24 protein-coding genes are annotated in these 21,523 nt (G+C 63.7%); 20 read left to right on the plus strand and 4 right to left on the minus strand.

The window, feature by feature from the left end:
• Nucleotides 1–18: 18 nt before the first annotated feature.
• The gene (locus K323_RS0120760) at nt 19–696 is read right to left on the minus strand and encodes a TetR/AcrR family transcriptional regulator C-terminal domain-containing protein (protein ID WP_022887184.1); all 678 of its coding nucleotides are present in this window, start codon (nt 694–696) and stop codon (nt 19–21) included.
• A gap of 88 nt (nt 697–784) precedes the next feature.
• On the opposite strand from K323_RS0120760, the gene K323_RS0120765 reads away from it, so the two are divergent.
• From K323_RS0120765 to K323_RS0120775, 3 genes are all read left to right on the plus strand, one after another.
• Complete coding sequence (locus tag K323_RS0120765; RefSeq protein WP_022887185.1) at nt 785–1,510, plus strand: DUF4386 domain-containing protein; 726 nt, start codon at nt 785–787, stop codon at nt 1,508–1,510.
• A gap of 40 nt (nt 1,511–1,550) precedes the next feature.
• A complete protein-coding gene (locus K323_RS0120770; protein ID WP_022887186.1) occupies nt 1,551–2,534 on the plus strand; it encodes an NAD(P)-dependent alcohol dehydrogenase in 984 nt (327 codons plus the stop codon).
• Nucleotides 2,535–2,608: 74 nt separating this feature from the next.
• A complete protein-coding gene (locus tag K323_RS0120775; RefSeq protein ID WP_022887187.1) occupies nt 2,609–3,529 on the plus strand; it encodes an AEC family transporter in 921 nt (306 codons plus the stop codon).
• Nucleotides 3,530–3,699: 170 nt separating this feature from the next.
• Here K323_RS0120775 and K323_RS0120780 read toward each other — a convergent pair whose 3' ends face one another.
• Complete coding sequence (locus K323_RS0120780; protein ID WP_022887188.1) at nt 3,700–4,536, minus strand: exodeoxyribonuclease III; 837 nt, start codon at nt 4,534–4,536, stop codon at nt 3,700–3,702.
• A 190-nt stretch (nt 4,537–4,726) separates the two neighbouring features.
• Here K323_RS0120780 and K323_RS27705 point away from each other — a divergent pair, with 190 nt between their 5' ends.
• The 7 genes from K323_RS27705 to cofE all read left to right on the plus strand — a co-directional run bounded on the left by K323_RS27705 (nt 4,727) and on the right by cofE (nt 12,049).
• Complete coding sequence (locus tag K323_RS27705) at nt 4,727–5,812, plus strand: LacI family DNA-binding transcriptional regulator (protein WP_022887189.1); 1,086 nt, start codon at nt 4,727–4,729, stop codon at nt 5,810–5,812.
• A 10-nt stretch (nt 5,813–5,822) separates the two neighbouring features.
• A complete protein-coding gene (locus K323_RS0120790) occupies nt 5,823–7,112 on the plus strand; it encodes an extracellular solute-binding protein (RefSeq protein WP_026851936.1) in 1,290 nt (429 codons plus the stop codon).
• 6 nt (nt 7,113–7,118) lie between these two features.
• A complete protein-coding gene (locus K323_RS0120795) occupies nt 7,119–8,084 on the plus strand; it encodes a carbohydrate ABC transporter permease (protein WP_022887191.1) in 966 nt (321 codons plus the stop codon).
• A complete protein-coding gene (locus K323_RS0120800) occupies nt 8,084–8,947 on the plus strand; it encodes a carbohydrate ABC transporter permease (RefSeq protein WP_022887192.1) in 864 nt (287 codons plus the stop codon). Before K323_RS0120795 ends, K323_RS0120800 begins: the two co-directional genes overlap by 1 nt.
• Before the next feature lie 2 nt (nt 8,948–8,949).
• Nucleotides 8,950–10,050, plus strand: a complete 1,101-nt coding sequence (locus tag K323_RS27710) for a glycoside hydrolase family 130 protein (RefSeq protein WP_022887193.1) — start codon at nt 8,950–8,952, stop codon at nt 10,048–10,050.
• 137 nt (nt 10,051–10,187) lie between these two features.
• Nucleotides 10,188–11,189 carry a TIGR03557 family F420-dependent LLM class oxidoreductase gene (locus tag K323_RS0120810; protein ID WP_022887194.1) on the plus strand — a complete coding sequence of 334 codons (1,002 nt, stop codon included), beginning with the start codon at nt 10,188–10,190 and terminating at the stop codon, nt 11,187–11,189.
• Entirely contained in the window at nt 11,189–12,049 is an 861-nt protein-coding gene (gene cofE / locus K323_RS0120815; protein WP_022887195.1) for a coenzyme F420-0:L-glutamate ligase, read from the plus strand. Before K323_RS0120810 ends, cofE begins: the two co-directional genes overlap by 1 nt.
• Here cofE and K323_RS27715 read toward each other — a convergent pair.
• Nucleotides 12,046–12,573 carry a MarR family winged helix-turn-helix transcriptional regulator gene (locus K323_RS27715; RefSeq protein ID WP_022887196.1) on the minus strand — a complete coding sequence of 176 codons (528 nt, stop codon included), beginning with the start codon at nt 12,571–12,573 and terminating at the stop codon, nt 12,046–12,048. The two genes, cofE and K323_RS27715, sit on opposite strands and share 4 nt — an antisense overlap.
• Before the next feature lie 193 nt (nt 12,574–12,766).
• On the opposite strand from K323_RS27715, the gene K323_RS0120825 reads away from it, so the two are divergent.
• The 9 genes from K323_RS0120825 (at nt 12,767) to K323_RS0120865 (ending at nt 20,283) form a co-directional block, all read left to right on the plus strand.
• On the plus strand, nt 12,767–12,979 hold the full coding sequence (locus K323_RS0120825) for a Flp family type IVb pilin (protein WP_022887197.1): 213 nt from the start codon (nt 12,767–12,769) through the stop codon (nt 12,977–12,979).
• Nucleotides 12,980–13,056: 77 nt separating this feature from the next.
• Complete coding sequence (locus tag K323_RS0120830) at nt 13,057–13,455, plus strand: TadE/TadG family type IV pilus assembly protein (protein ID WP_022887198.1); 399 nt, start codon at nt 13,057–13,059, stop codon at nt 13,453–13,455.
• A complete protein-coding gene (locus K323_RS0120835) occupies nt 13,443–14,417 on the plus strand; it encodes a pilus assembly protein TadG-related protein (protein WP_022887199.1) in 975 nt (324 codons plus the stop codon). The genes K323_RS0120830 and K323_RS0120835 overlap by 13 nt, the downstream gene beginning before the upstream one ends.
• 10 nt (nt 14,418–14,427) lie before the next feature.
• Nucleotides 14,428–15,138 carry a Flp pilus assembly protein CpaB gene (cpaB, locus tag K323_RS0120840; protein ID WP_022887200.1) on the plus strand — a complete coding sequence of 237 codons (711 nt, stop codon included), beginning with the start codon at nt 14,428–14,430 and terminating at the stop codon, nt 15,136–15,138.
• Nucleotides 15,135–16,325: a CpaE/TadZ family protein gene (locus K323_RS0120845; RefSeq protein WP_022887201.1), complete on the plus strand. Its 1,191-nt coding sequence runs from the start codon at nt 15,135–15,137 to the stop codon at nt 16,323–16,325. The genes cpaB and K323_RS0120845 overlap by 4 nt, the downstream gene beginning before the upstream one ends.
• Nucleotides 16,322–17,719 carry a TadA family conjugal transfer-associated ATPase gene (locus tag K323_RS0120850; protein ID WP_022887202.1) on the plus strand — a complete coding sequence of 466 codons (1,398 nt, stop codon included), beginning with the start codon at nt 16,322–16,324 and terminating at the stop codon, nt 17,717–17,719. The genes K323_RS0120845 and K323_RS0120850 overlap by 4 nt, the downstream gene beginning before the upstream one ends.
• Nucleotides 17,719–18,648, plus strand: coding sequence for a type II secretion system F family protein (locus tag K323_RS0120855; protein ID WP_022887203.1), 930 nt, complete (start codon nt 17,719–17,721; stop codon nt 18,646–18,648). Before K323_RS0120850 ends, K323_RS0120855 begins: the two co-directional genes overlap by 1 nt.
• A gap of 63 nt (nt 18,649–18,711) precedes the next feature.
• The gene (locus K323_RS0120860) at nt 18,712–19,587 is read left to right on the plus strand and encodes a type II secretion system F family protein (protein WP_022887204.1); all 876 of its coding nucleotides are present in this window, start codon (nt 18,712–18,714) and stop codon (nt 19,585–19,587) included.
• 36 nt (nt 19,588–19,623) lie between these two features.
• Nucleotides 19,624–20,283 carry a prepilin peptidase gene (locus K323_RS0120865; protein ID WP_022887205.1) on the plus strand — a complete coding sequence of 220 codons (660 nt, stop codon included), beginning with the start codon at nt 19,624–19,626 and terminating at the stop codon, nt 20,281–20,283.
• 13 nt (nt 20,284–20,296) lie between these two features.
• On the opposite strand, the gene K323_RS29150 is transcribed toward K323_RS0120865, so the two are convergent.
• Nucleotides 20,297–20,809, minus strand: a complete 513-nt coding sequence (locus tag K323_RS29150) for a MarR family winged helix-turn-helix transcriptional regulator (protein ID WP_022887206.1) — start codon at nt 20,807–20,809, stop codon at nt 20,297–20,299.
• Between the two features lie 278 nt (nt 20,810–21,087).
• On the opposite strand from K323_RS29150, the gene K323_RS0120875 reads away from it, so the two are divergent.
• Nucleotides 21,088–21,492: a hypothetical protein gene (locus K323_RS0120875; RefSeq protein WP_022887207.1), complete on the plus strand. Its 405-nt coding sequence runs from the start codon at nt 21,088–21,090 to the stop codon at nt 21,490–21,492.
• Nucleotides 21,493–21,523 lie beyond the last annotated feature (31 nt).

A 21,523-nucleotide genomic window follows, 5' to 3' on the forward strand; every position in this document is an offset into this window, starting at 1 on the left:
GCGACTCTACCGGCTCGCTCAATCCGAGGCTTGCGATTCTCGCTCGAGCGCGTCGAGCATGCAGTCGAGTCCGAACGTGAACTCGTCGCTGTAGTTGTAACCGGGCTGGAGAACATGGTTCGCTGTGAGTTCGGCCAGGTACGGGTATTCATCCGCCGGTAGCTGCGCGAGCATGATCTGCGCCATTACGGCGGTCTCTTCCTCTGTGGTGAACGGCAGGCTCTTCTCCTGCATCGCGAATCCGTAGATGTAGCTGTCAACCGCTGAGAACGCGTGCGCCGCCAGCGCCAGAGAGAATCCGCCGTTCCGGAACGTTCCGATCACCCGATCGTGGTGCCTCAGCGTGGCCGGGCCTGGCTGGGTTCCAGAGTCGCGCAGGCCGATGGCCCACGGATGCCGCGAGAGCGCGTCGTGGAACGACACCGAGCGCTTTCTCATTGCGATCTTCCAGGTGTCGCTGTGCGACGGCAGGTCGATCTCGCCGAAGACGGCGTCAACCATGCCGTTCAGGAGGTCATCCTTGTTGGCAACGTGGTTGTAGAGGGACATCGCTTCGACCCCCAGTTCCTCCCCGAGCCTCCGCATCGTGAGCGCCTCAATGCCGTTGGCGTCGGCCAGGGCTATCGCCGTGTGAAGCACACGGTCCCGATTCAAGCGGGTGCGAGGTTCAGCGGTGGTCTTGCCCAGTGACGCCATTGATTATTCTCCTGTCGTTGCTCTTGACAAGCTTACTACGTACATATACGTTACTTACAACATAAGCTTACGACGTAAGGAAGTAATCATGAGTACAACACAGCACACCTCGAATCGCACAGATTTGTCGCTGTGGCCCGCCGGCCCGAACTTCACCAGGTGGTCGCCGCGCACCGCGGCGCTCGTCTCGGGAGTCGCACTCGCGCTCATGGCGGTGCTGGGAGGCTGGGGCAACTTCGGTGCCATCGTTCCGCTCATCACGCCGGGAGATGCGACAGCGACAGCGACGGCGATCTCTGAGTCTTCCGGACTGTTCCTCGCGGGCATCCTCAGCCTGTTCATCGTCACCGGCCTCGACTTCATCGTGGCCGGGGCCTGGTACACGCTGTTCAAGCCCGTGCGCTCCGGCCTCTCGGCCGTGGCAGCGTGGTTGAGGGTCGTCTACACGCTGCTCTTCATCGTGTCCATCAGCCAGCTCGTCATCGGGTTCTCGCTCCTCGGCGATCCGGAGGCGGCGTTGCCCGCACTGGAGAGATACAACACCATGTGGGTCATCAGCCTCGGTCTCTTCGGTCTCCACCTGTTGCTGATCGGCTACCTGGCATTCCGCTCGGGTTTCGTGCCTCGCGTCTTCGGAATCCTGTTGGTGATCGCCGGGCTCGGTTACCTGGCGGATGCGTTCGGCATGGTTTTCATCAGCGACTACACCGCCACCGTCGCCACCTTCACATTCGTGGGCGAAGTGGCGATCATCTTCTGGCTGCTCATTGCGGGCCGCCGCCTCTCCGCGCACACTTCCGTGGCTGCACGCTAACTGCTGCCGCCGACATCCGTCTCTCCCGAAGGAGCACACAATGAAAGCCATCGTCTCTGCCACCTACGGCTCACCCGATGTTCTCCGGCTGGAAGAAGTGGCCAGGCCGGTGCCGCACGACGGCGAGGTGCTGGTGCGAAACCACGCTTCCGTCGTCACCAAGGCACTCTGTGCCGCGCGAGCCGGCAATCCGTTCATGGCCCGACTGCATTTCGGTCTGACGAAGCCCAAGTGGACCATTCTCGGCACCAACTACGCCGGGGTTGTCGAAGCGGTAGGAAGCTCGGTTACGCGTTTACGGGTCGGCGACAGGGTCTCCGGTGTGAACGTCACCGACTTCGGAGCCCATGCCGAATATGTGTGCGCTCGCGAAGACGGGGTGATCGTGCCGACCCCGGCCAACCTGACCGACAGCGAGGCGGTAGCCGCCTTCGACGGGTCGATCACCGCGCTGCCCTTCCTGCGAGAGGGCGCCCGGCTCCAGAGCGGACAAACGGTTCTCATCAACGGCGCATCCGGCGCGGTGGGCATAGCGGCAATCCAACTCGCCAAACACTACGGCGCCATCGTCACCGCGGTGTGCAGCACCGCGCACCTCCAACTTGTGAAGTCGGTCGGGGCCGATGAGGTGATCGACCGCACGCGTGACGACTTCACCCGAAACCTGGACTCCTACGACGTCATCTTCGACACCGTCGGCACCAGCTCGTTCGGTCGGAGCCGTCGGGCGCTGAAGAGCGGTGGGATCTACCTCACGACGGTGCCGACACTGCCGATCCTGCTGCAGATGTTGTGGACGTCACGCGTCGGACGCAGGAAGGCCGCCATCGTCTTCACCGGTCTTGCCAAGCCTGCCGAGATGGCGCGCAATCTCGCCTCCGTCGCGCGACTCGCCGAATCCGGGGAGTTCATTCCGGTGATCGATACCGTCCATCCGCTCGAACACGCGGCTGATGCGTACCGCCATGTCGAGACCGGCCACAAGAGCGGAAGCGCTGTGATCACGATCGGCACCGCGAACTGATGCCGACCCGGGGTTCGGTGCTGTGACCTGGCCGCCGGGGAACTCGCCGACGACGTGACCGTAGACTCCTTGGAATGGGTGGAGTGCTGATCGGGTTCGCGATCATCGGGTTCGTGATCCTGGTTGGTTACGTCGTCGGTCGACTCGGTATCACCGGTCCCGGCGCCGGGCCGGTACTCAACCGGGTCGCGTTCTTCGTCGCGAATCCCGCACTGTTGTTCACCGTGCTGGTGCATGCCGACGTGCGCATCCTCTTCTCGTCGTTTCTCGCGACCGTGGTCTGCGCAGCCGCTATCGGCATGGTGCTGTACATGCTGGCGGCCCGCATCTTCTTTCGACGCCCCGTCGCAGAGACCGTGCTCGGCGCGATGAGCGCCACCTACGTGAACGCCAACAACATCGGGTTGCCGGTCGCCATGTACGTGCTCGGCAGCGCGCAGTACGTAGCGCCGATCCTGCTGGTGCAGGTGGTCGTGGTTGCGCCGATCATCCTCGCGATCCTCGACATCTCAACCAGGGGCAAAGTGTCGCTCCGCTCGATCCTGACCCAGCCACTGCGCAATCCGATGATCATCGCGTCGCTCCTTGGCGCCGGTTTCGCGACCTTCGGTGTTGGGGTGCCTGACGCCGTGATGGCCCCGCTCGAGCTCATCGGCGGGGCGGCCATCCCGATGGTATTGCTGGCGTTCGGGATGTCGTTGCACGGGCAGCGTCCGCTGAAAGCAGGGTCTGGGAGGAAGCAGGTGGCGGCGGCATCCGTCGTCAAATCTGCGGTGATGCCGATGCTGGCCTGGCTGTTCGGGCGCTTCGTGTTCGGGTTGGAGGGTGCCGACCTGTTCGCCGTGGTCACCGTCTCAGCGCTGCCGACCGCCCAGAACACCTTCAACTTCGCGGTGCGCTACGAGCGCGGAGTGGTGGTCGCGCGCGACACCGTGCTGGTCACGACGGTCGCGGCGATCCCGGTGCTGCTACTGATCGCGGCGCTCCTGGCCTGACGGGCCTGGCCTGACGATGCTGGCCTGACGCGGCTGCTCGCTCGCTGGTAGTCGCCGTTTGCGCCGAGGGTCGCCGCTGCTCCGGCGATTCCGGGCGCGAATGGCGATTCTGGGCGAATGTCGACCGGGGCTGGGGCGGGCCAGCGCTGTGGTGCGGCCGAGCGGTTCGGCTAGAAGATCATCGGGCGGTCGTCGTCTTCACCATCGAGCTCGATGTCGACGACAACGGGAACATGGTCGCTGGGGGCGTCACCCTTGCGTTCATTGCGGTGGATGGAGGCATCCGTCACCAGGTCGGCGAAGGCCGGCGAGCCGAGGATGAAGTCGATGCGCATGCCCTCGTTGCGGGGGAACGCCAGCCGCTTGTAGTCCCAGTAGGTGTAGCCGTCTGGCACGATCGGACGCACCACGTCGGTGAGGCCGGCGGCTTCGAACGCGTGGAACGCGGCGCGCTCTGGCGGTGAGATGTGCGTTGAGACCCCCGGGATCAGCTCCGGCACGTTCTGGTCTGAGTCCAGCGGCACCACATTCCAGTCGCCCATCAGCGCGAGGGCAAGCCCGGGGTTCGCGGCAAGTTCGGCGCGGGTGTGCTCTTCGAGCTTCTCCAGCCAGTCCAGCTTGTAGATGTAGTGCGGGTCGGCGAGTGCGCGGCCGTTCGGCACGTACAGGCTCCACAGCCGCAGGTCGGCGACGGTTACTCCGAGCGCGCGGGCCTCGAGCGGCAGGCCGGGCCCCTCTTCCCCTTTCAGGAAGCCGGGCATGTTCGGGAACTCTGTGGCGACATCCGTCATCGGCTCACGACTCGCGAACGCGACGCCATTCCACTGGCTGAAGCCGTGGATGACCAGTTCGTAACCGGCGTCTTCGAAGAGCTGGGCGGGAAATTGCTCCGGCTTGCACTTGATCTCCTGCATGGCGAGCACGTCGATGTCTTCTCGCACCATCCAGTCGACGACGCGGCCGGAGCGAGCACGGATCGAGTTGACGTTCCAGGTGGCGATGCGCATGGGGTCCAGCCTATTTGGTTGCGCGGATCCGTCGTGAGTGTGCCTCTTCCGGCCCCGAGTGACCGGCGGAACGGGCACTCTCGACCGGAACGGGAACAACGGATGCTTGACGGAGCGTGTAAACCGGTTTAGTTTGGTCTAAACCGGTTAAGGCCATCGCCTCAATCCGGCATCTCGACGCGGAGGGGCAATGGGCGCACGTAAGCCGAATATCTCAGACGTCGCCCGGAAGGCCGGTGTCAGCAACGGCCTTGTCTCGTTCGTGGTGAACAATCGCCCTGGGGTGGCGCCAGAGACGCGTCAGCGCATTCTCGACGCGGCCGGTGAATTGGGTTGGCGACCCAGCCCGTCTGCACGGTCGTTGTCGCTGAAGACGTCCTTCGCGCTGGGGCTCGTGATCAGGCGCAAGGAAGACCTCATCAGTGCCGACCCGTTCTTTCCTGCCTTCATTGCCGGGCTGGAATCCGTGCTGGCATCGGAAGGCCGCGTACTCGTGCTCAGCGTCGTGTCTGACGTGGCAGCCGAACTCCGAACCTACAGAACCCTGGCCGAGGACAGCCGCGTTGACGGGTTCATCCTCACGGACCTCCAGCACAACGACACACGGTTCAAGCTCTTGGAAGAACTCGGCGTTCCGGCCGTCGCGCTGGGGCGCCCTGGCGAGGGTGTCACCGTTCCGTGTGTTCAGCTCGACGACACCCGGGGGATTGCTGGGGTAGTCGAACATCTTGTCGGCCTCGGCCATACCCGCATCGGCCACGTCGCCGGCGACCCGGCAATGGTGCATGGCGGCCGTCGGCGTGAGTCGTTTGACGCGGCGATCGCTGAGGCTGGACTGGACGGCACGCTCGTGATCGAAACAGACTTCTCGGCGGGCGGCGGGGCAGAAGCGACACGAAGGCTGCTCGACAACCCTCACCCGCCGACCGCGATCGTGTATGCCAACGACCCCATGGCCGTCGCCGGGCTCGGTGTGGCGCAGCGCCGCGGCCTGCGGGTCCCGGACGACCTCTCCATCACCGGCTTCGACGGCACCGATATCTCTGGCTACGTCTTCCCCGCGCTGACCACCGTCACAAGCGACCCGGTCGAGTGGGGCAGGGTCGCGGCACGAACGCTGCTCGCCTACATCGCCAACGGGAAAGCCGACGACGTCGAGCTGCCGCCCGCTGCTCTCCTCATCCGCGAATCCACGAGTCCACCCGCCCGTCATGACGGAGCGTTTCCCGCCGGAGTTCCGGCATCCGCACGCGGCACCGCAGCCGCACACAAATAAGGAGTACATCGTGCATCGACGCACACTCATCGGCATGACCGCCTTGTCCGCCGCAGCCCTCCTCGCCCTCACCGCATGCAGCGGAGGGGGAGCCGACAACTCCGATGCGCTCACCAGTCGTGGAGACATCACGATCTGGTACTCGAACAATGAACAGGAAGTCGCCTGGGGCAAGGCGATGGTCGAGGCCTGGAACGCCGACCACCCGGATGAACAGGTCAAGGGGCAGGAGATTCCGGCCGGAAAGAGCAGTGAGGAGGTCATCGGGGCTGCGATCACCGCCGGCACCGCGCCCTGCCTGGTCTTCAACACTGCGCCCTCTGCCGTCGGGCAGTTCGAGAAGCAGGGCGGTCTCGTCGACCTGACCACGTTCAAGGACGGCGCTTCATACATCGAGGAACGCAGTGGCGACATCGCCGACCAGTACACGTCAGCCGATGGTGGCTACTTCCAGATGCCCTGGAAGTCCAACCCGGTAATGATCTTCTACAACAAGGACATGTTCGCCCAGGCAGGGCTCGACGCGGAAAACCCGGCACTGTCGACCTACGACGAGTTCCTGGCCACCTCGAAAATACTGGTGGATTCCGGCGCAGCACCCTTCGCAATCTATCCGGCACCGACCAGTGAATTCTTCCAGACCCAATTCGACTTCCTTCCGCTGTACGCCGCCGAAACAGGTGGTACCGGTCTGGTCGAAGACGGCAAGGCGACCTTCGCCGATGAAGCGGGCGTCGACGTAGCCACCTTCTGGGAGACCCTCTACACTGATGGGCTGGCCGGCAAGGAGCAATATCAGGGCGACTCGTTCGCCGACGCGAAGGCCGCAATGGCCATCGTCGGGCCGTGGGCCATCTCCGTATACGACGGCAAGGTGAACTGGGGGTCTGTGCCTGTTCCCACCAAGGACGGCACAGCAGCCGAAGAGACCTACACTTTCAGCGATGCGAAGAACGTGGGTCTCTACACGGCGTGCAAGAACCAGGCAACGGCGTGGGACGTTCTGAAGTTCGCCACGAGCGAGGAGCAAGACGGCCAGCTCCTGGAACTGACCGGACAGATGCCAATGCGTGCGGACCTGCCCGCTGTCTACGCTGACTACTTCGCGGCGAACCCGGCATACGCGCAGTTCGGCGACCAGGCGTCTCGCACGATCGAAGTTCCGGCGGGCAGTAACACCGTCGAGATGCTCCAGGACCTCCGCGATGTGTACACGAAGGCGGTCATTTCGGGCGACGGCGACCTGACGAAGGCTCTGCAGGATGCCGCGGACAAGGTCGACGCGCTGGCCGCGAAGTAGCGACCGATGTCCTCCACCACAGGGGTGCGGCCGGCCGCGGAAACTACAGGTTCTCGCGGCCCGGTCAGCCGGCGGCGCCGTGGTTCGCTGACCAAGCGAGTCTTCGGCAAGCATCCGCTTGGCTGGCTGCTCAGCGCACCGTACCTCATTTTTGTGATCGCAGTATTTGCGTATCCACTGGTCTTTGCCGCGTATATATCGCTGCACGACTACTTCTTTTCCGCCCCAGGCGCCACCGTCGACCGGCCGTTCACCGGAATCGACAATTATGTGACGGCTCTGACTGATCCGCGGGTGTTGCGTTCGTTCGGCAATGTGGGCATCTTCCTTCTCATCAACGTGCCGCTGACCGTCGTGCTGTCGATTGTGCTCGCCTCAGCCCTCAACAAGGTGGTTCACTTCCGGGCATTTCTGCGGGTGAGCTACTACGTGCCATACGTGACGGCCAGCGTCGCGGTGGTGGGGGTGTGGCTGTTCCTGTTCAACGGAGGCGGGCTGGTCAACAGCCTTCTCGGGCCGTTGGCTCCGGATCCGTCCTGGCTGATCAACTCGGCCTGGGCGATGCCGACCATCGCCCTGTTCGTCACCTGGAAACAGCTCGGCTTCTACATCCTGCTCTACCTCGCAGCGCTTCAGAACGTGCCGAAGGAGCTCTATGAGTCGGCATCGACGGATGGCGCAGGCGCGTTTCGGTCCTTCTTCTCCGTGACCGTGCCTGGGGTGCGGCCGGCGACCGTGCTGGTGTTGCTGCTCGCGACCGTCACCGGCGCGAATCTCTTCACCGAGCCGTATCTGCTCACGGGGGGCGGGGGTCCTGACGGGGCATCCGCCTCACCGGTTCTGATCATGTACCAGCAGGGAATCCAGCAGGGTAAACCGGGTTATGCGGCGGCGATTGGCGTCGTACTGGTGCTGTTCGTGCTGGTTCTTGCGTTTCTGCAGTATCGGTTTGCGAGCGGGAAGGAAGACTGATGGCCATCCGACATCGCGTACCGGGCCAACTAACTCGGGGCCAGTCCATCCTTCGCGGCGTAGTGCTGTTCGTCGGTGCGGTCGTGTTCCTGTTCCCCTTCTATTACATGGTCATCGGGTCGCTCCAGGCGTCTCCTGACACCTCTCTCGGCGGGGCGTTCCCCAACCCGGGCAACATCACCGGCGAGAACTACGTCGCGATCAACAGCAGGGTGAACCTGTTCCAGGGACTCCTCAGCTCGAGCATCTTCACGGGCGGTGTGGTGCTCGGAACCGTCGTCTTCGGGCTCCTCGCCGGATACGCGCTTGCGGTTCTGCAATGGCGCGGACGCGGCGCCACGTTCGCGCTCGCGCTGCTGGTGCAGGTGGTCCCGTTTCAGCTGCTCATGATCCCGCTCTACGTGATGATCGCCAGGAACTACGGGCTCGCCGACAACTATCTCGGCATGATCCTGCCGTTCTTCATCAACTCGACGGCGGTGGTGATCTTCCGGCAGTACTTCCTGCAGGTTCCGAAGGAGCTGTTCGACGCGGCGCGGATCGACGGCGCCGGAGACTTCCGGCTGCTCTGGCAGGTGGCGATCCCGTTGGTGCGGCCAGCGCTGGTCACCGTGGTTCTGCTGACCTTCATCGGCCCATGGAACGAGTTCCTGTGGCCGTTCCTGATCACGAAGGAGGCGAGCATGCAGCCGTTGGCGGTGTCCCTCGCCAACTACATCAGCACGGTGGCCGCGTCGACCGCCAATCCGTACGGCGCGATGCTTGCGGGCGCCGTCGTGCTCGCTGCGCCGGTCGTCGTGCTCTTCATCGTGTTCCAGCGGTACTTCATTTCGACGGACATCGGGTCCGGCGTGAAAGGCTAGAAATGTCATTCCCATACACACTCACCCGCGTCGGTGTCGTCATGACACCGGAACCGGGCAATGCGCAGGAAGCCGAGGGTGTGCTGAACCCAGGCAGCGGACGGGGTCCGGACGGCGAGCTCTATCTGCTGCCCCGGATGGTCGCCACCGGAAACGTGTCGCGGGTCGGCCTGGCGCGGGTCATCGTCGAAGACGGTGTGCCGGCATCCGTCGAGCGCCAGGGAATCGTACTCGAGCCCGATCGGGGCTGGGAACGTGGTGTCGACAACGCGGGTGTCGAAGACCCCCGCGTCACCTGGATCGCCGAACTCGGCCTGCACGTGATGACATATGTGGCCTACGGCCCGCTCGGTCCACGGAGTGCCCTGGCGACCTCGCCCGATCTGCGGGAGTGGACCAGACTTGGGCCGGTGCTGTTCGAATACGACGACGCGCTCGACATGGACCTGAACCTGTTCCACAACAAAGACACGGTGTTCTTTCCCGAGGCTGTCGTCGGCCCTGACGGTGTGCGCAGCTTCGCGGTGCTGCACCGGCCGATGTGGGATCTTGGCGAAATTCGACCAGGCCAGGGCGTTCGCGTGCCGGCCGGCATCGACGACGAGAGACAAAGCATCTGGATCAGCTTCGTGCACACGGATGACGTTGCCAAGGACATCCGTTCGCTCACGTACTGGCGCGGTCACCGCATGCTCGCGGCTCCCGAGTACCCGTTCGAAGCCGTGAAGATCGGCGGCGGGCCGGCACCGCGACGGGTGCCGGAGGGGTGGCTGATGCTGCACCACGGTGTCACCGGCGTTATTCGGAATGCGATGGAACAGCAACAGAACGTGAACTATGCCGCTGGAGGCATGATTCTCGACGGAGACGAGCCATGGCGGGTGTTGGCGCGCACGGAGACGCCGTTGCTGGCCGCGGAAACCGACGATGAGCGCAGCGGAATTGTGCCGAATGTGATCTTCCCGACCGCCATCGAAGAGATTGGGGCCGAGACATATGTCTTCTACGGCATGGCCGATTCGAAGATCGGCGCAGCCAGACTCGACCGGTCGGATAGCCGCGCGTCTCAGCGTAGTCACTTTCGTTCAACAGACCGGAAGTGACGCTCTCGACCGGAACGGGAACAACGGATGCGCCGAGTCGCGTTGTAGCCAGCGGCGCCGGTCGATGGAATGATCGGGAGACGGCCAACCAACAGCGTCGCTCAACACCAGCGTCACTCAACAGGCAGGATGGGTCCATGACGGGATTGCAGATCGGCTACGCGGCCATGCTCGAACAGTTCGCTCCGACCGAGGCGGTGGCGCTGTCTGCGTATGCGGAGGAACACGGCTTCAGCGGCGTGATGGCGGCGGACCACTTCCAGCCGTGGGTGCCCGCACAGGGGCAGTCCTCCTTCGTCTGGAACGTGCTCACCGCGGTCGGGGAACGAACCAAGGGAGACTTCGGGCCCGGCGTGACGGCACCGACGTTCCGCTGGCATCCGGCCATGGTGGCACAGGCATCCGCCACCCTGGCCGCCATGTACCCAGGGCGGCACTGGCTCGGGCTCGGCTCCGGCGAAGCGCTGAACGAGCACGTCGTCGGCGGCTACTGGCCAGAGGCGCCGGAGCGCATCAACCGCATGTTCGAGGCCATCGAGATCATCTCGAAGCTGTTCACGGCATCCCTCGCCGGCAAAGACGTCAAGCACTCCGGCCAGTTCTACAAGCTCGAGTCGACCCGGCTGTGGACGATGCCGGAGGTTGCCCCAGAGATCCTGGTCGCCACGGCTGGCCCGGTCACCGCCAAGCGCGCGGGCCGTCACGCCGATGGGCTGATCACGGTGGGAGCGCCGCTCGAGAAGATCTCGATGCTGTTCGGCAAGTTCGACGAAGGCGCCCGCGATGCAGGCAAAGACCCGTCGATCATGCCGAAGGTGCTGCAGCTGCACATGAGCTGGGCCGAGACCGATGAGATCGCGATGGCGAACGCCATGCATGAGTGGCCGAACGGTGGCATGAAGTTTCCCAAGGGCGATATCCGTTCACCGTTCGAGCTTGAGCAGATGGCCAAGCTGGTTCGCCCGGAGGACTTCGAGGGCCGCATGATCATCTCCGCCGATCCAGACGAGCACCGCGCGTACATCCAGAAGTTCGTCGACCTCGGCTTCGACCGCATCTACCTGCACAATGTCGGGCGCAACCAGCGCGAGTGGATCGAGGTCTTCGGACGCGACGTGCTGCCGAAACTCGCCAGATAGTGGCGCCAGAGTCGCTGCAGGTCTTCGTTCTCGAGGGGCTCGGCGAGATCGTCGCCGGCGACGACCTGGTGGCGCTGATTGCGGCGTCAGCCCGTGGTGGCGCTGTTCCGGACACCGCTGCTGACATAGCGATGACGGATGCTGCCGGCTGGCTCCTGCAAGACGGCGACATTCTTGCGGTGACCAGCAAGATCGTCTCCAAGGCCGAGGGTCGCACGGTGGCCGCGGCCGACCGCGAACAGGCCATCACCGACGAGACGGTGCGCGTGGTCGCAACGCGCGAGCACCCCGGTGGGGTGACCCGCATCGTCGAAAACCGCCAGGGTCTCGTGCTGGCCGCGGCCGGAGTCGATTCGAGTAATACGCCGGACGGCACGGTTCTCCTGCTGCCCGTCGATCCGGATGCGTCGGCGCGGGCATTGTGCGTCGGGCTCCGCGATCTCACGGGGCTGCGGCTCGGCGTGCTGATCACCGATACGGCAGGCCGCCCATGGCGCGAGGGCCAGACCGACATCGCGATCGGTGCGGCTGGACTGGCCGTGCTCGACGACCTGCGCGGTACGACGGATGCCGGCGGTCGCCGCCTCGATGTCACGGTCGCTGCGGTCGCCGACGAGATCGCCGCCGCGGCCGACCTGGTGAAGGGAAAAACCAGCGGAAACCCGGTGGCAGTGGTACGCGGGCTCGGCCGGCTGGTCGGCGTGCTGGCGACGCCGGGTTCGGCGCGCGGCGCGCGGGCGCTGCAGCGCTCTGGTGAGCACGACATGTTCCGTCTGGGGAGCGCAGAGGCGTATGCCGAAGGATTCGCCGCAGGCAGAGCCGCGGGCAGAGCCGCGGGGATCGCCGGAAGCGGACCTTAGACGGCGTGCGGTCCGGTCATCGGGCGCTCCGGGGCGGGGACCGGGTTGCCGCGGACGGGGGCGTGCAGCCAGGCACCGAGAGCGTCACTGAGCAAATCGATCGTCTCGGTGATCCGTGCGATTTCTGACGCATCCATCTCGGCGGTGACCCCTGCGATATCAGCGCTGAGTTGCTCGTATACCCATTCCACAGCGTGGTGACCCGCCGGAGTCAGCACGATCAAGAGACTGCGGCGGTCATCGGGGTTCTTGGTGCGCGCCAAGAACCCCGCACGTTCAACCCGGTCAAGCAGAGGCGTGATGGTTCCTGAGGTCATTTCCATTTTCAGGGCGAGATCTCGTGGGGTGAGCGGACTGCTCTCATAGAGGTGACCGAGGGCGGCCAGATCGTTGCGTCCAAGATGAAGCTCTTTGGCCTGCGCATCCCGGAAGGTCTCTCCACTTCGAACCAACTGGCCCAAGCTCACCGACAATGCACGAGCCTGATCTTGCTTCCGAGGCAAATCGTTTGCTTCTTCTTCCATGTCTCTTTACTCCCAAGCTGTTTGAGTTCCGTCAAGCTTAGCGGGTCAGCTGCGAAATGCCCAGAATTCTGCATAATTACAGGCCTCAACAAGATTGATGAGCAAGTTAGTTGCATCAGCGTTTTACTTGTGTTAGCTTTTTACCAATATCCGAGCTACTTCGCTCCCCACCCAAAAGATTTGGAATCCTATTATGCTGTCTTCTCTCGTTGCCATGCAGTCGTTCTTCGTTTCCGCCAAAGCTCGCCTCTCGCGTGAGGAGACCGGCGCCACCGCCGTCGAGTACGGCCTCCTGATCGGACTCATCGCCGTCGCGATCGTCGCCGTGCTGGTCGTTCTTGGCCCGCAGCTCGCGGCACTCTTCCAGGGTGTCTCCTCCAAGCTCCCTGCCGTCACCACCCCGTAGCTCCCGCGGCGGTGTGCGCGGGTTCCCGGCGGATCCGACGCACACCGCTTCCATCCACTCGTCCTCCTGGGGGTTATATGCCTGACCTGCGTGCCGAGCGTGGCGCGGTCGCTGTAGAGTTCGCCCTCCTGCTGCCGGTGCTGGTCGTCCTCCTCGTCGGCATTCTCGAATTCGGCGTTGCCTATGGCGCGCAGATCAGCATCACCGGCGCTGCCCGTGACGGCGCCCGAACCATGGCGATCGAGAGTGACCCGGCACGAACCCGAAACGCCGTACGAGCCGCAGCGCCGGCGCTGGATCCGACGATCACCGACTCTCAGATCAGCATCACGACATCGGCGGGAGCCTTGATGAACGTCTGCAAGCCGGGCGAGACGACAACGATCACCGTCACCTACCCCTATACGTTCCTCACCGGGATGTTCGGGGCGACCGTCACGATGAGCGGTAAGGCGGCCATGCGATGCGGCGGCTGACGAACGACCGGTTCCGGGAAGAACGCGGCGGCATGGCGGTGATTGTTGCCCTGGCGATGGTGGCGCTCCTCGCCGCGGTAGCAGTGACGGTCGACGTTGGCGCAATCTATGCCGAGCGGGCGCAACTCCAGAACGGAGCAGACGCCGCGGCCCTCGCGATTGCAGAGGACTGTGCCGGAGGGGCGTGCGGCGATCCCACGGCTACCGCCCAGGATCTGGCCGATTCCAACGCGAATGACGACGCCGCCACCATCGAGGCGGTTGACTTTCCCGCGACGGGCGCGGTGCACGTCACAACGAGCACGCGCGAGGACGGTTCGAACGCGGGTGAGCTCGCATTGACTTTCGCGCCCTTGCTCGGCATCGAGAATGCCAAGGTCGAAGCTGAGGCGACGGCGGCCTGGGGAAGCCCGACGAGCGGTCCTGCCGTGCTGCCCCTGGCCTTCGCGCCGTGCAACTTCCAGCTTGACGGCGCCATCCAGGTAGTCAGCACACATGGTGCCTCCGGCGGAGGAACCTGCTCAAGCATCAGCCCATCGGGACGTGTGCTTCCTGGGGGATTCGGCTGGCTCGCTGACCCAACCCAAACATGCAGCACCACAGTGAGCACGAGCACGAACGCTGCGGTCAGCGGCAGCACCGGGGTCAGCATTTCCTCCGCGTGTTCAGTCGTTCTCTCCGGGCTGGCCGACGAAACCGTGCTCCTGCCCGTCTATGAAGACGTTGGGAGCACCGGGAGCGGCGGCTGGTACAAGATTCGGGGCTGGGCCGCCTTCACCATCCTCGGTTGGAACTTCCCAGGATCACTGTCCAGTTACCACAACACGATGTACGCCGGCGCGAACTGTGCCAACACCTGCAAGGGACTGATCGGGCGGTTCGTGAGCTTCGTGTCCCTCGACGACAGATTCACGATGGGCGGCCCGAACCTCGGGGCAACCATCGTGACCCTAACAAGGTAAGGCCGATAGAGTGAAGATTCGATTGATCAGCGCCCTGATTGCGCTCGCGATCGCCGTCGTTGGTGTTGCGCTTATCGCCTCCTATGTTCAGGATGCCGACCATCGGGCTCTGGCCGGCGCCGAAACGCGAGATGTGCTCGTCGTCTCCGAAGCCATCCCGGCGGGTACGCCGACCGAGCAGCTCGCCGATTACGTTCAGTTGAAGACGCTCCCGATCATGGCAATCGCAGACGAGGCCATCGCAGACCTCAGCGATTTCTCCAGCACGGTGACCTCCGTCGGGCTCGTCTCCGGCGAACAACTCCTGAGCTCGCGACTGGTTGATCCGGCGACACTGGAAGCCGGATCAGCGATCCCGGTGCCTGACGGCCTCGAAGAGGTGACGATTCAGCTGGGAGCGGCCCAGGTTGTCGGCGGAGAGGTGAAGGCAGGCGACGCGGTCGGCGTGTTCATTTCGTTCGCAGAATCCCCGAGCACTCCTGGGATGACGCGACTGGCGTTCCAGGAGGTCCTCGTGACCCGGGTCCAGGGCGGTCCACGTGAGGCCTCCGCCGATGCGCCATCGACCGAGGTCATGCTCGTCACACTGGCACGATCGGCCGCCGATTCTGAATCGATCATCTTTGCGGCCCAGTACGGTTCGATCTGGCTGTCGAAGCAGTCGCGCGACGCTCCAGACCCTGAGACGAGCGGGGTCACCAGGGCTGATGTGTTTCGATGAGCCGATTCGTTCTCATAACCAGCGATTCAGCTCTTGAAGATCGTGTCCGGGCAGCGATCATGGGTGGCCTCTCCGGCACCTTGCATGTTGCCGCCGGCCTGGCGCCGGACGAGTTGTCTCAGGTGCTGTTCGACCCGGGCGAGGCGACCGAGGTGCTTCTTTTCGGCCCTGGAATGGCGACCGAGGATGCGTTGCGGCTCGCTTCCATTGTCGACGTCCAGCATCCCGAGATCAGCCTGGTGCTGGCTGCTCGCCCCGATCCAGAGTTGGCACTTTCCGCGATGCGCGCCGGAATTCGGGACATCCTCGACCCGGGCTCAGAGCCCGAGGCGATCCGGGTTCTGGTGGAGCGAGCCTGCCGCTCGGCCGAAAGCCGGATGTTCGGCACGAACCGCAAGCAGCAGAGCGCGCCGAAATCGGGACTGATCATCGTCGTCGCATCGTCGAAGGGTGGAGTCGGCAAGACCACTCTGGCGACAAACATCGCCGTCTCGCTTGGACGGATCGCTCCGATGTCCACCGTGCTCGTCGACCTCGACGCTCAGTTCGGTGACGTGTCAAGCGCACTGCGAATCGATCCCGAACACACCCTCTTGGACGCCGTGACCGGCGCTGCCAAGGACGACTCCATGGTGCTGAAGGCGTTTCTCAGCGTGCACCACAGCTCCATTTACGCTTTGTGCGCACCAGGCTCTCCTGCCGAGGCCGACGGCATCCGTGGTGATGACGTTGCGCACCTCCTCGAACAATTGGCCAGCGAATTCCGTTACGTGGTCGTCGACACGGCACCGGGATTGGGTGAACAGACGCTCGCGGCGCTCGAAAAAGCGACCGAAGGTGTCTTCGTGTGCACCATGGACGTTCCCAGCGTGCGCGGTTTACGCAAGGAGCTGGACGTAATGAATCAACTCGGTTTCGCGAGCAACCGTTGTCTCGTCGTGAACATGGGCGACCCATCCGGCGGACTCTCTGTTTCCGATATCGAGGCGACCATTGGCGCGCGGGTGGATCTCGTGGTGCCGCGATCCAAAGATGTCGCCTATTCGACGAATACCGGCGAGCCGCTTCTCCAGCGGACGACCAAGGGCGCAGCCGCCAAAGCCCTCGATCGCCTCGCCGGCCGCTTCGATCCTGCGCGCCAGGCGGAGATGGAGAGAGGCCGGCACAAACGGGAGGCGCTCAAATGAAGCTTTCAGAAAAGCTTGCCCAAGCCGGCCATGAGCCCCTCCCGCCGAGCCGCGAGGAACCGTCCGGCACTCCGGTTTCCGTCGCGTCCATACATCGTGAGATCCCAGCGGTCGATGCATTGCGAGCGTTGAAGGCAAGGGTCGGAGCGGCGCTCTTCGAACGGCTGGGTAGTCGCCTCAACGATCCGAACCTCGCCGAGCAGGACCTGCTGACGTTCGCTCGAGAAGCGCTCACCGAAATCGTCGAGGCGGAGAGGGTCCCCCTCAGCAACGCCGAACGGCAGCGGCTGGTGCAGCAAATCAGCGACGATGTGCTCGGGTACGGTCCGCTGCAGCCGCTGCTCGACGATCCATCGCTGACGGAGATCATGGTGAACGGCCCCGACCAGATCTTTGTCGAGCAGGACGGGCGGCTGCGGCTCAGCCCTTCGTCCTTTCGCTCTGAAGAACAGCTGCGACGGGTGATCGAAAAAATTGTCTCGCGAGTAGGGCGACGGATCGACGAGTCATCGCCGCTTGTCGACGCCCGCCTCGAGGACGGGTCACGCGTCAATGCCGTGATTCCGCCCCTGGCGGTAAACGGCTCTTCGCTCACCATTCGCAAGTTCGCCGCCGATCCGCTCAAGGTCGAAGACCTGATCGCCTTTGGTTCTGTCTCCCCCGAAATGGCCGAACTCCTGGAGGCCTGTGTGCGAGCCAACCTCAACATCATCGTGTCAGGGGGAACGGGGACGGGGAAGACGACGCTTCTCAACGTGCTCTCATCCTTCATTCCGCCGGGAGAGCGGATCATCACGATCGAAGATGCCGTCGAATTGCAACTCCAGCAGGCGCACGTCGTTCGTCTTGAGAGCCGACCGTCCAATATTGAGGGGAAGGGCGAGATCACGATCCGCGATCTTCTCCGCAATTCCCTCCGGATGCGGCCGGATCGAATCGTCGTCGGGGAATGTCGCGGTGGTGAGGCGCTGGACATGCTGCAGGCGATGAACACCGGACACGACGGTTCCCTCTCCACAGTGCACTCCAACTCACCGCGAGATGCCATCTCCCGGATGGAGACGTTGGTTCTCATGGCCGGCATGGATCTCCCGTTACGCGCCATCCGCGAGCAAATTGCATCGGCGGTGGACGTGATCGTACAGCTGACGAGAATGCGCGATGGGAGCCGGCGGGTGACGCACGTAACGGAGGTGCAGGGAATGGAGGGCGACATCGTCACGTTGCAGGACGCATTCGTGTTCGACTACTCGGCCGGAATCGACAGTTCAGGACGGTTCCTGGGGAAGCCGGTCTCAACGGGCGTGCGACCGCGATTCGTCGACCGATTCATCGACCTCGGCATCACGGTGTCCCCGAGCGTTTTCGCTCCCCGGGCGAGCGGGCGACTCTGATGCTCATCGCAGCTGTCGCACTCCTCTATCTCGCCACAGCCGTTGTGATCTTCGGCGTCGCTCGTGCGAAAAATGGCCCGATCCCATTGGAACGCCGTCGTCCGCCGGAAGCCGAATCAATGACGACCCTGAGCCGCGCCACGGAGACGGCAGCCGAAACGATCTCCGGAGTCCTGTCGAAGCAGGGGTGGTCGCGCCCACTGGCCGCCGCGCTCGAACGGGCCGGAATCAAGATGGCTCCGGCGGAATTCCTGATCCTGGTCGCATCGGCGATGTTCGTTGCACTGTTGATCGGTTTCCTGCTCGGCGGCCTCGGCATGGGTCTCCTCTTCTGTGTCATCGGTCCTCTCGTTACCAAGATATTTCTGGCGACCAGAGAATCGCGCCGGAGGAAGGCATTCGCCAACCAGCTCGACGACACGCTTCAGCTTCTGGCTGGCGGCCTCCGTGCCGGCCACAGCCTCTTGCGGGCGATCGATGCGGTCTCGCACGAGGCAGAGTCACCAACGAACGAGGAGTTCGCGCGCGTCGTGAACGAAACGCGGCTAGGACGCGATCTGGACGATGCGCTTGAGACGTCTGCGGCCCGAATGCGTAGCGAGGACTTCAGCTGGGTCGGCCAAGCGATCGCCATCCATCGCGAGGTCGGGGGTGACCTCTCCGGCGTGCTCGATGAAGTAGGACACACCATCAGGGAGCGCAATCAGATGCGCCGACAGGTCGACGGATTGAGCGCAGAAGGAAAGACCTCTGCCTACGTGCTTTTGGCCTTGCCATTTGTCGTCCTGGGCATCCTCAGCGTGACGAGCCCCACCTACGTTGCCAAGTTCGTCGAGTCCCCCGTCGGCTTCGGGATGATTGCCGCCGCTGTCGTGATGCTGATCATCGGCGGACTTTGGATGAAGAAAATTGTCAGTTTCAAGTTCTGAGCGGATGCCGCGGCCGAGGGCGGCGCGCCCGCCTGGCAGATCGAGCCGAGAGAGGAGGCTGTGATGCCGATCACCCTCGTGGTTGCGATCATTCTCGTCGCAGTATCCGTGCCCCTGGTGGCATGGCTGCTGACGCCGGGCGACCGTCGAGCTCGCCGGGACATTCGCCAGAACCTCGCTCAAGGGCTCGGCGGCCCCGACCAACCAGGCGCCTCCGAATCTCCCACCGGGTGGAGAATCGCTGGATGGTTCGTGGTTCCGGCCAATCGAAGCAAGCTCGATCAACTCCTCGCGCTCGCCGGCCGGCCCGCCGGATGGCCCATGCCTAAGATCCTTAAAGCCAAGCCGCTCCTGGCTCTCGTCGCAGGCTTCCTCGGGGCAGCGCTCTTCAGCGCAGCCCCGACCGGCTGGATGCTGGCGCTCGTCCTTTCGGTCATCACGATCGCCTACTTCGTGCCAGACCTATTGCTTTACAGTCGGGGAATCGAACGCCAGGCGCGGATCGGACTCGAACTCGCGGACACCTTGGACCAGATGTTGATCGCGGTCGAGGCCGGTCTGGGTTTCGAAGCCGCCATGTCACGGGCCGGCCAGAATGGGAAAGGCCCGTTGGCCGAGGAGCTGGTCCGTACCCTGCAGGACATGCGCGTGGGGATGTCGCGGAAAGAGGCGTATCAATCGTTGGCGCGGCGCACGTCGGTGCCCGACCTTCGTGCGTTCATTCGAGCGGTTGTGCAGGCAGACAGCTACGGCATCTCAATCAGCGCTGTTCTCCGTACTCAGGCAAAAGAGATGCGCATCAAGCGGCGCCAGCGAGCCGAAGAGAAGGCAATGCAGATCCCCGTGAAGGTTCTCTTCCCGTTGATGCTCTTCATCCTCCCCGTCCTGTTCATCGCGGTCCTTGGCCCAACAGTGATCACCGTGGTCGGCAGCATGTGAATAAGCTCGTGACGTGGTGACAGGAATCAGGTGGCGATGATCCCCGCGCTCTTCGTATGCCTTGTCTTCATGTTGGGAGGGATAGCGGGCGGCGTGCTCCAGCGCTGGCTGTGGCGGCATCTCCCGCAACTGGGCGAGGCGCCGCCTCCTGGGTTGGCCGCTGACATCGGTACCTCTGTGGCCACGGCAGTCGCGACAGCCGGTGCTGCTGCCATGGGTGGGGCGACCTGGTCGGGTCTTGCCTACTGCATCTTCGCCCTCTTCGCCGTCCAGATTGCCGTTGTCGACTGGCGCTCGAGTCTGATCCCGAACATTCTGGTCATACCGGCGGCGATCGTTGGGCTGGGGCTGTTGCTTCTCGCCGCGCTGACCGAAGGGCGATGGGATGACTTGATCAGAGGAGCCGCCGGGGCGAGCGGTCTGTTCCTGGCCTACCTGATTCTTGCGCTCGTCTCACCGACCGGCCTTGGCATGGGCGACGTCAAGCTGGCCGCGTCTGTGGGTCTATACCTGGGCTTTCAAAGCTGGACAGCTCTCATTCTCGGTGCCGCTGCCGGGTTCATCATCGGTGCGTGCGTGAGCCTCGTTCTGCTCGCGTTCCGGCGCGCCAAACTGCGCACGAACGTTCCGTTCGGTCCGTCGATGCTCGCCGGAACGGCCCTTGTCCTGGTCGCCGCCGGCTTGGCAGCCGGATAAGTGAAGCGCCGTGCTACAACGCGTGAGGCCCAGTGCGGGGAGGCGGTGGGGATACTGGTTCGACGCCTGGAGCGGCCTGAACTCGAGCGTCCAGTGCCCGGCTGAAGAGGTCGAGCACCATGGCCAGGGTCTCGGCATCCGGCTCGCTGATCTCTGCCAACACTTCACGCATCGCGACATCGAGCTGATCATGAATCCAATCCAGCGCGTGCTGTCCGGCTGGCGTGATCGTGATCAGCAGACTCCGACGATCGGCAGGATTCTTGTTCCGGTTGAGGAACCCGGCCTCCTCGACACGGTCCAAGAGCGGCGTGATGGTGCCGGAGGTCATTCCCAACAGCGCAGCAATGTCCCGCGGGGTAAGCGGACCGCTGTCGTAGAGATGGGCCAGAACGGTGAGGTCGTTGCGGCCAAGTTGTAACTGCTGTGCGCGGGAATGACGGAACTGTTCCCCGCTTCCAAGGAGCCGCCGTAGCGCGACGGTGAGTGCTTGGACCTGATCATCGGGTGGATCAAGGGCATTCATTATGGTCACTTCTCTTGACTCCCAAGCTGGTTGATAATCCTCCAAGTTTACCGATTGCACATGCTGTCTAGTGCCATTTCGGACCAACTAATTAAAAAGATTGCTGGTCAAGTTAGTTGTACGAATAGATTGCTTATGTTATCGTTTCCTTGTTCTCGTGTGGCTTGATACACATTCTTCAGTGCGACAGTCCTGCGAGCGTCCCATCCGAATCCCCCCGGTGCGCACCGTGCATAGGCACGCCTTCGTGCGCCCCGGGGTAAAACTAAGGAACCACTATGCGTAAGTCCAGCAAGCTCATCACCGCTCTCGGCATCGCGGGCCTCGTCGCCGTCGCCGGAACGGCCTTCACGGCCACCAGCACCATCGACCAGGCAAACAAGATTGTCGGTTCCACGAACCAGACGATCAGCGGTGTCAGCGTCTCCAGCGTGGAATACACCACCGACGCGACCACCGACACGACAACTGCCGTCGCATTCCACGTCGCGGAAGACCTCGCCACCACGCCGGCAACAATCACGGCCTCCATCGGCGACGGCACGACGACGCAGGCCGCGACCAACTGCACTCAGACGGCGGTCGCTGCGTCCGTTGACCCGGTCGTTCCTGCCAGCACCGATGTCGTCTGCACCTTCGCGGGGCTTGTCAACGTCATCCGTCTGGACATTTCGGCCAGCTAGCACCCAGCGATGCCGGGGCCGGCGTTGCCAG

It is taken from the genome of Glaciibacter superstes DSM 21135, assembly GCF_000421145.1.
Lineage (GTDB): Bacteria > Actinomycetota > Actinomycetes > Actinomycetales > Microbacteriaceae > Cryobacterium > Cryobacterium superstes.

What these genes read in the sequence shown, in the direction of transcription:
- K323_RS0120760 (WP_022887184.1), bottom strand. Translation starts at nt 696, where the DNA reads ATGGCGTCACTGGGCAAGACCACCGCTGAACCTCGCACCCGCTTGAAT.
- K323_RS0120765 (WP_022887185.1), top strand. Translation starts at nt 785, where the DNA reads ATGAGTACAACACAGCACACCTCGAATCGCACAGATTTGTCGCTGTGG.
- K323_RS0120770 (WP_022887186.1), top strand. Translation starts at nt 1,551, where the DNA reads ATGAAAGCCATCGTCTCTGCCACCTACGGCTCACCCGATGTTCTCCGG.
- K323_RS0120775 (WP_022887187.1), top strand. Translation starts at nt 2,609, where the DNA reads ATGGGTGGAGTGCTGATCGGGTTCGCGATCATCGGGTTCGTGATCCTG.
- K323_RS0120780 (WP_022887188.1), bottom strand. Translation starts at nt 4,536, where the DNA reads ATGCGCATCGCCACCTGGAACGTCAACTCGATCCGTGCTCGCTCCGGC.
- K323_RS27705 (WP_022887189.1), top strand. Translation starts at nt 4,727, where the DNA reads ATGGGCGCACGTAAGCCGAATATCTCAGACGTCGCCCGGAAGGCCGGT.
- K323_RS0120795 (WP_022887191.1), top strand. Translation starts at nt 7,119, where the DNA reads ATGTCCTCCACCACAGGGGTGCGGCCGGCCGCGGAAACTACAGGTTCT.
- K323_RS0120800 (WP_022887192.1), top strand. Translation starts at nt 8,084, where the DNA reads ATGGCCATCCGACATCGCGTACCGGGCCAACTAACTCGGGGCCAGTCC.
- K323_RS27710 (WP_022887193.1), top strand. Translation starts at nt 8,950, where the DNA reads ATGTCATTCCCATACACACTCACCCGCGTCGGTGTCGTCATGACACCG.
- K323_RS0120810 (WP_022887194.1), top strand. Translation starts at nt 10,188, where the DNA reads ATGACGGGATTGCAGATCGGCTACGCGGCCATGCTCGAACAGTTCGCT.
- K323_RS27715 (WP_022887196.1), bottom strand. Translation starts at nt 12,573, where the DNA reads ATGGAAGAAGAAGCAAACGATTTGCCTCGGAAGCAAGATCAGGCTCGT.
- K323_RS0120825 (WP_022887197.1), top strand. Translation starts at nt 12,767, where the DNA reads ATGCTGTCTTCTCTCGTTGCCATGCAGTCGTTCTTCGTTTCCGCCAAA.
- K323_RS0120830 (WP_022887198.1), top strand. Translation starts at nt 13,057, where the DNA reads ATGCCTGACCTGCGTGCCGAGCGTGGCGCGGTCGCTGTAGAGTTCGCC.
- K323_RS0120835 (WP_022887199.1), top strand. Translation starts at nt 13,443, where the DNA reads ATGCGGCGGCTGACGAACGACCGGTTCCGGGAAGAACGCGGCGGCATG.
- K323_RS0120845 (WP_022887201.1), top strand. Translation starts at nt 15,135, where the DNA reads ATGAGCCGATTCGTTCTCATAACCAGCGATTCAGCTCTTGAAGATCGT.
- K323_RS0120850 (WP_022887202.1), top strand. Translation starts at nt 16,322, where the DNA reads ATGAAGCTTTCAGAAAAGCTTGCCCAAGCCGGCCATGAGCCCCTCCCG.
- K323_RS0120855 (WP_022887203.1), top strand. Translation starts at nt 17,719, where the DNA reads ATGCTCATCGCAGCTGTCGCACTCCTCTATCTCGCCACAGCCGTTGTG.
- K323_RS0120860 (WP_022887204.1), top strand. Translation starts at nt 18,712, where the DNA reads ATGCCGATCACCCTCGTGGTTGCGATCATTCTCGTCGCAGTATCCGTG.
- K323_RS0120865 (WP_022887205.1), top strand. Translation starts at nt 19,624, where the DNA reads ATGATCCCCGCGCTCTTCGTATGCCTTGTCTTCATGTTGGGAGGGATA.
- K323_RS29150 (WP_022887206.1), bottom strand. Translation starts at nt 20,809, where the DNA reads ATGAATGCCCTTGATCCACCCGATGATCAGGTCCAAGCACTCACCGTC.
- K323_RS0120875 (WP_022887207.1), top strand. Translation starts at nt 21,088, where the DNA reads ATGCGTAAGTCCAGCAAGCTCATCACCGCTCTCGGCATCGCGGGCCTC.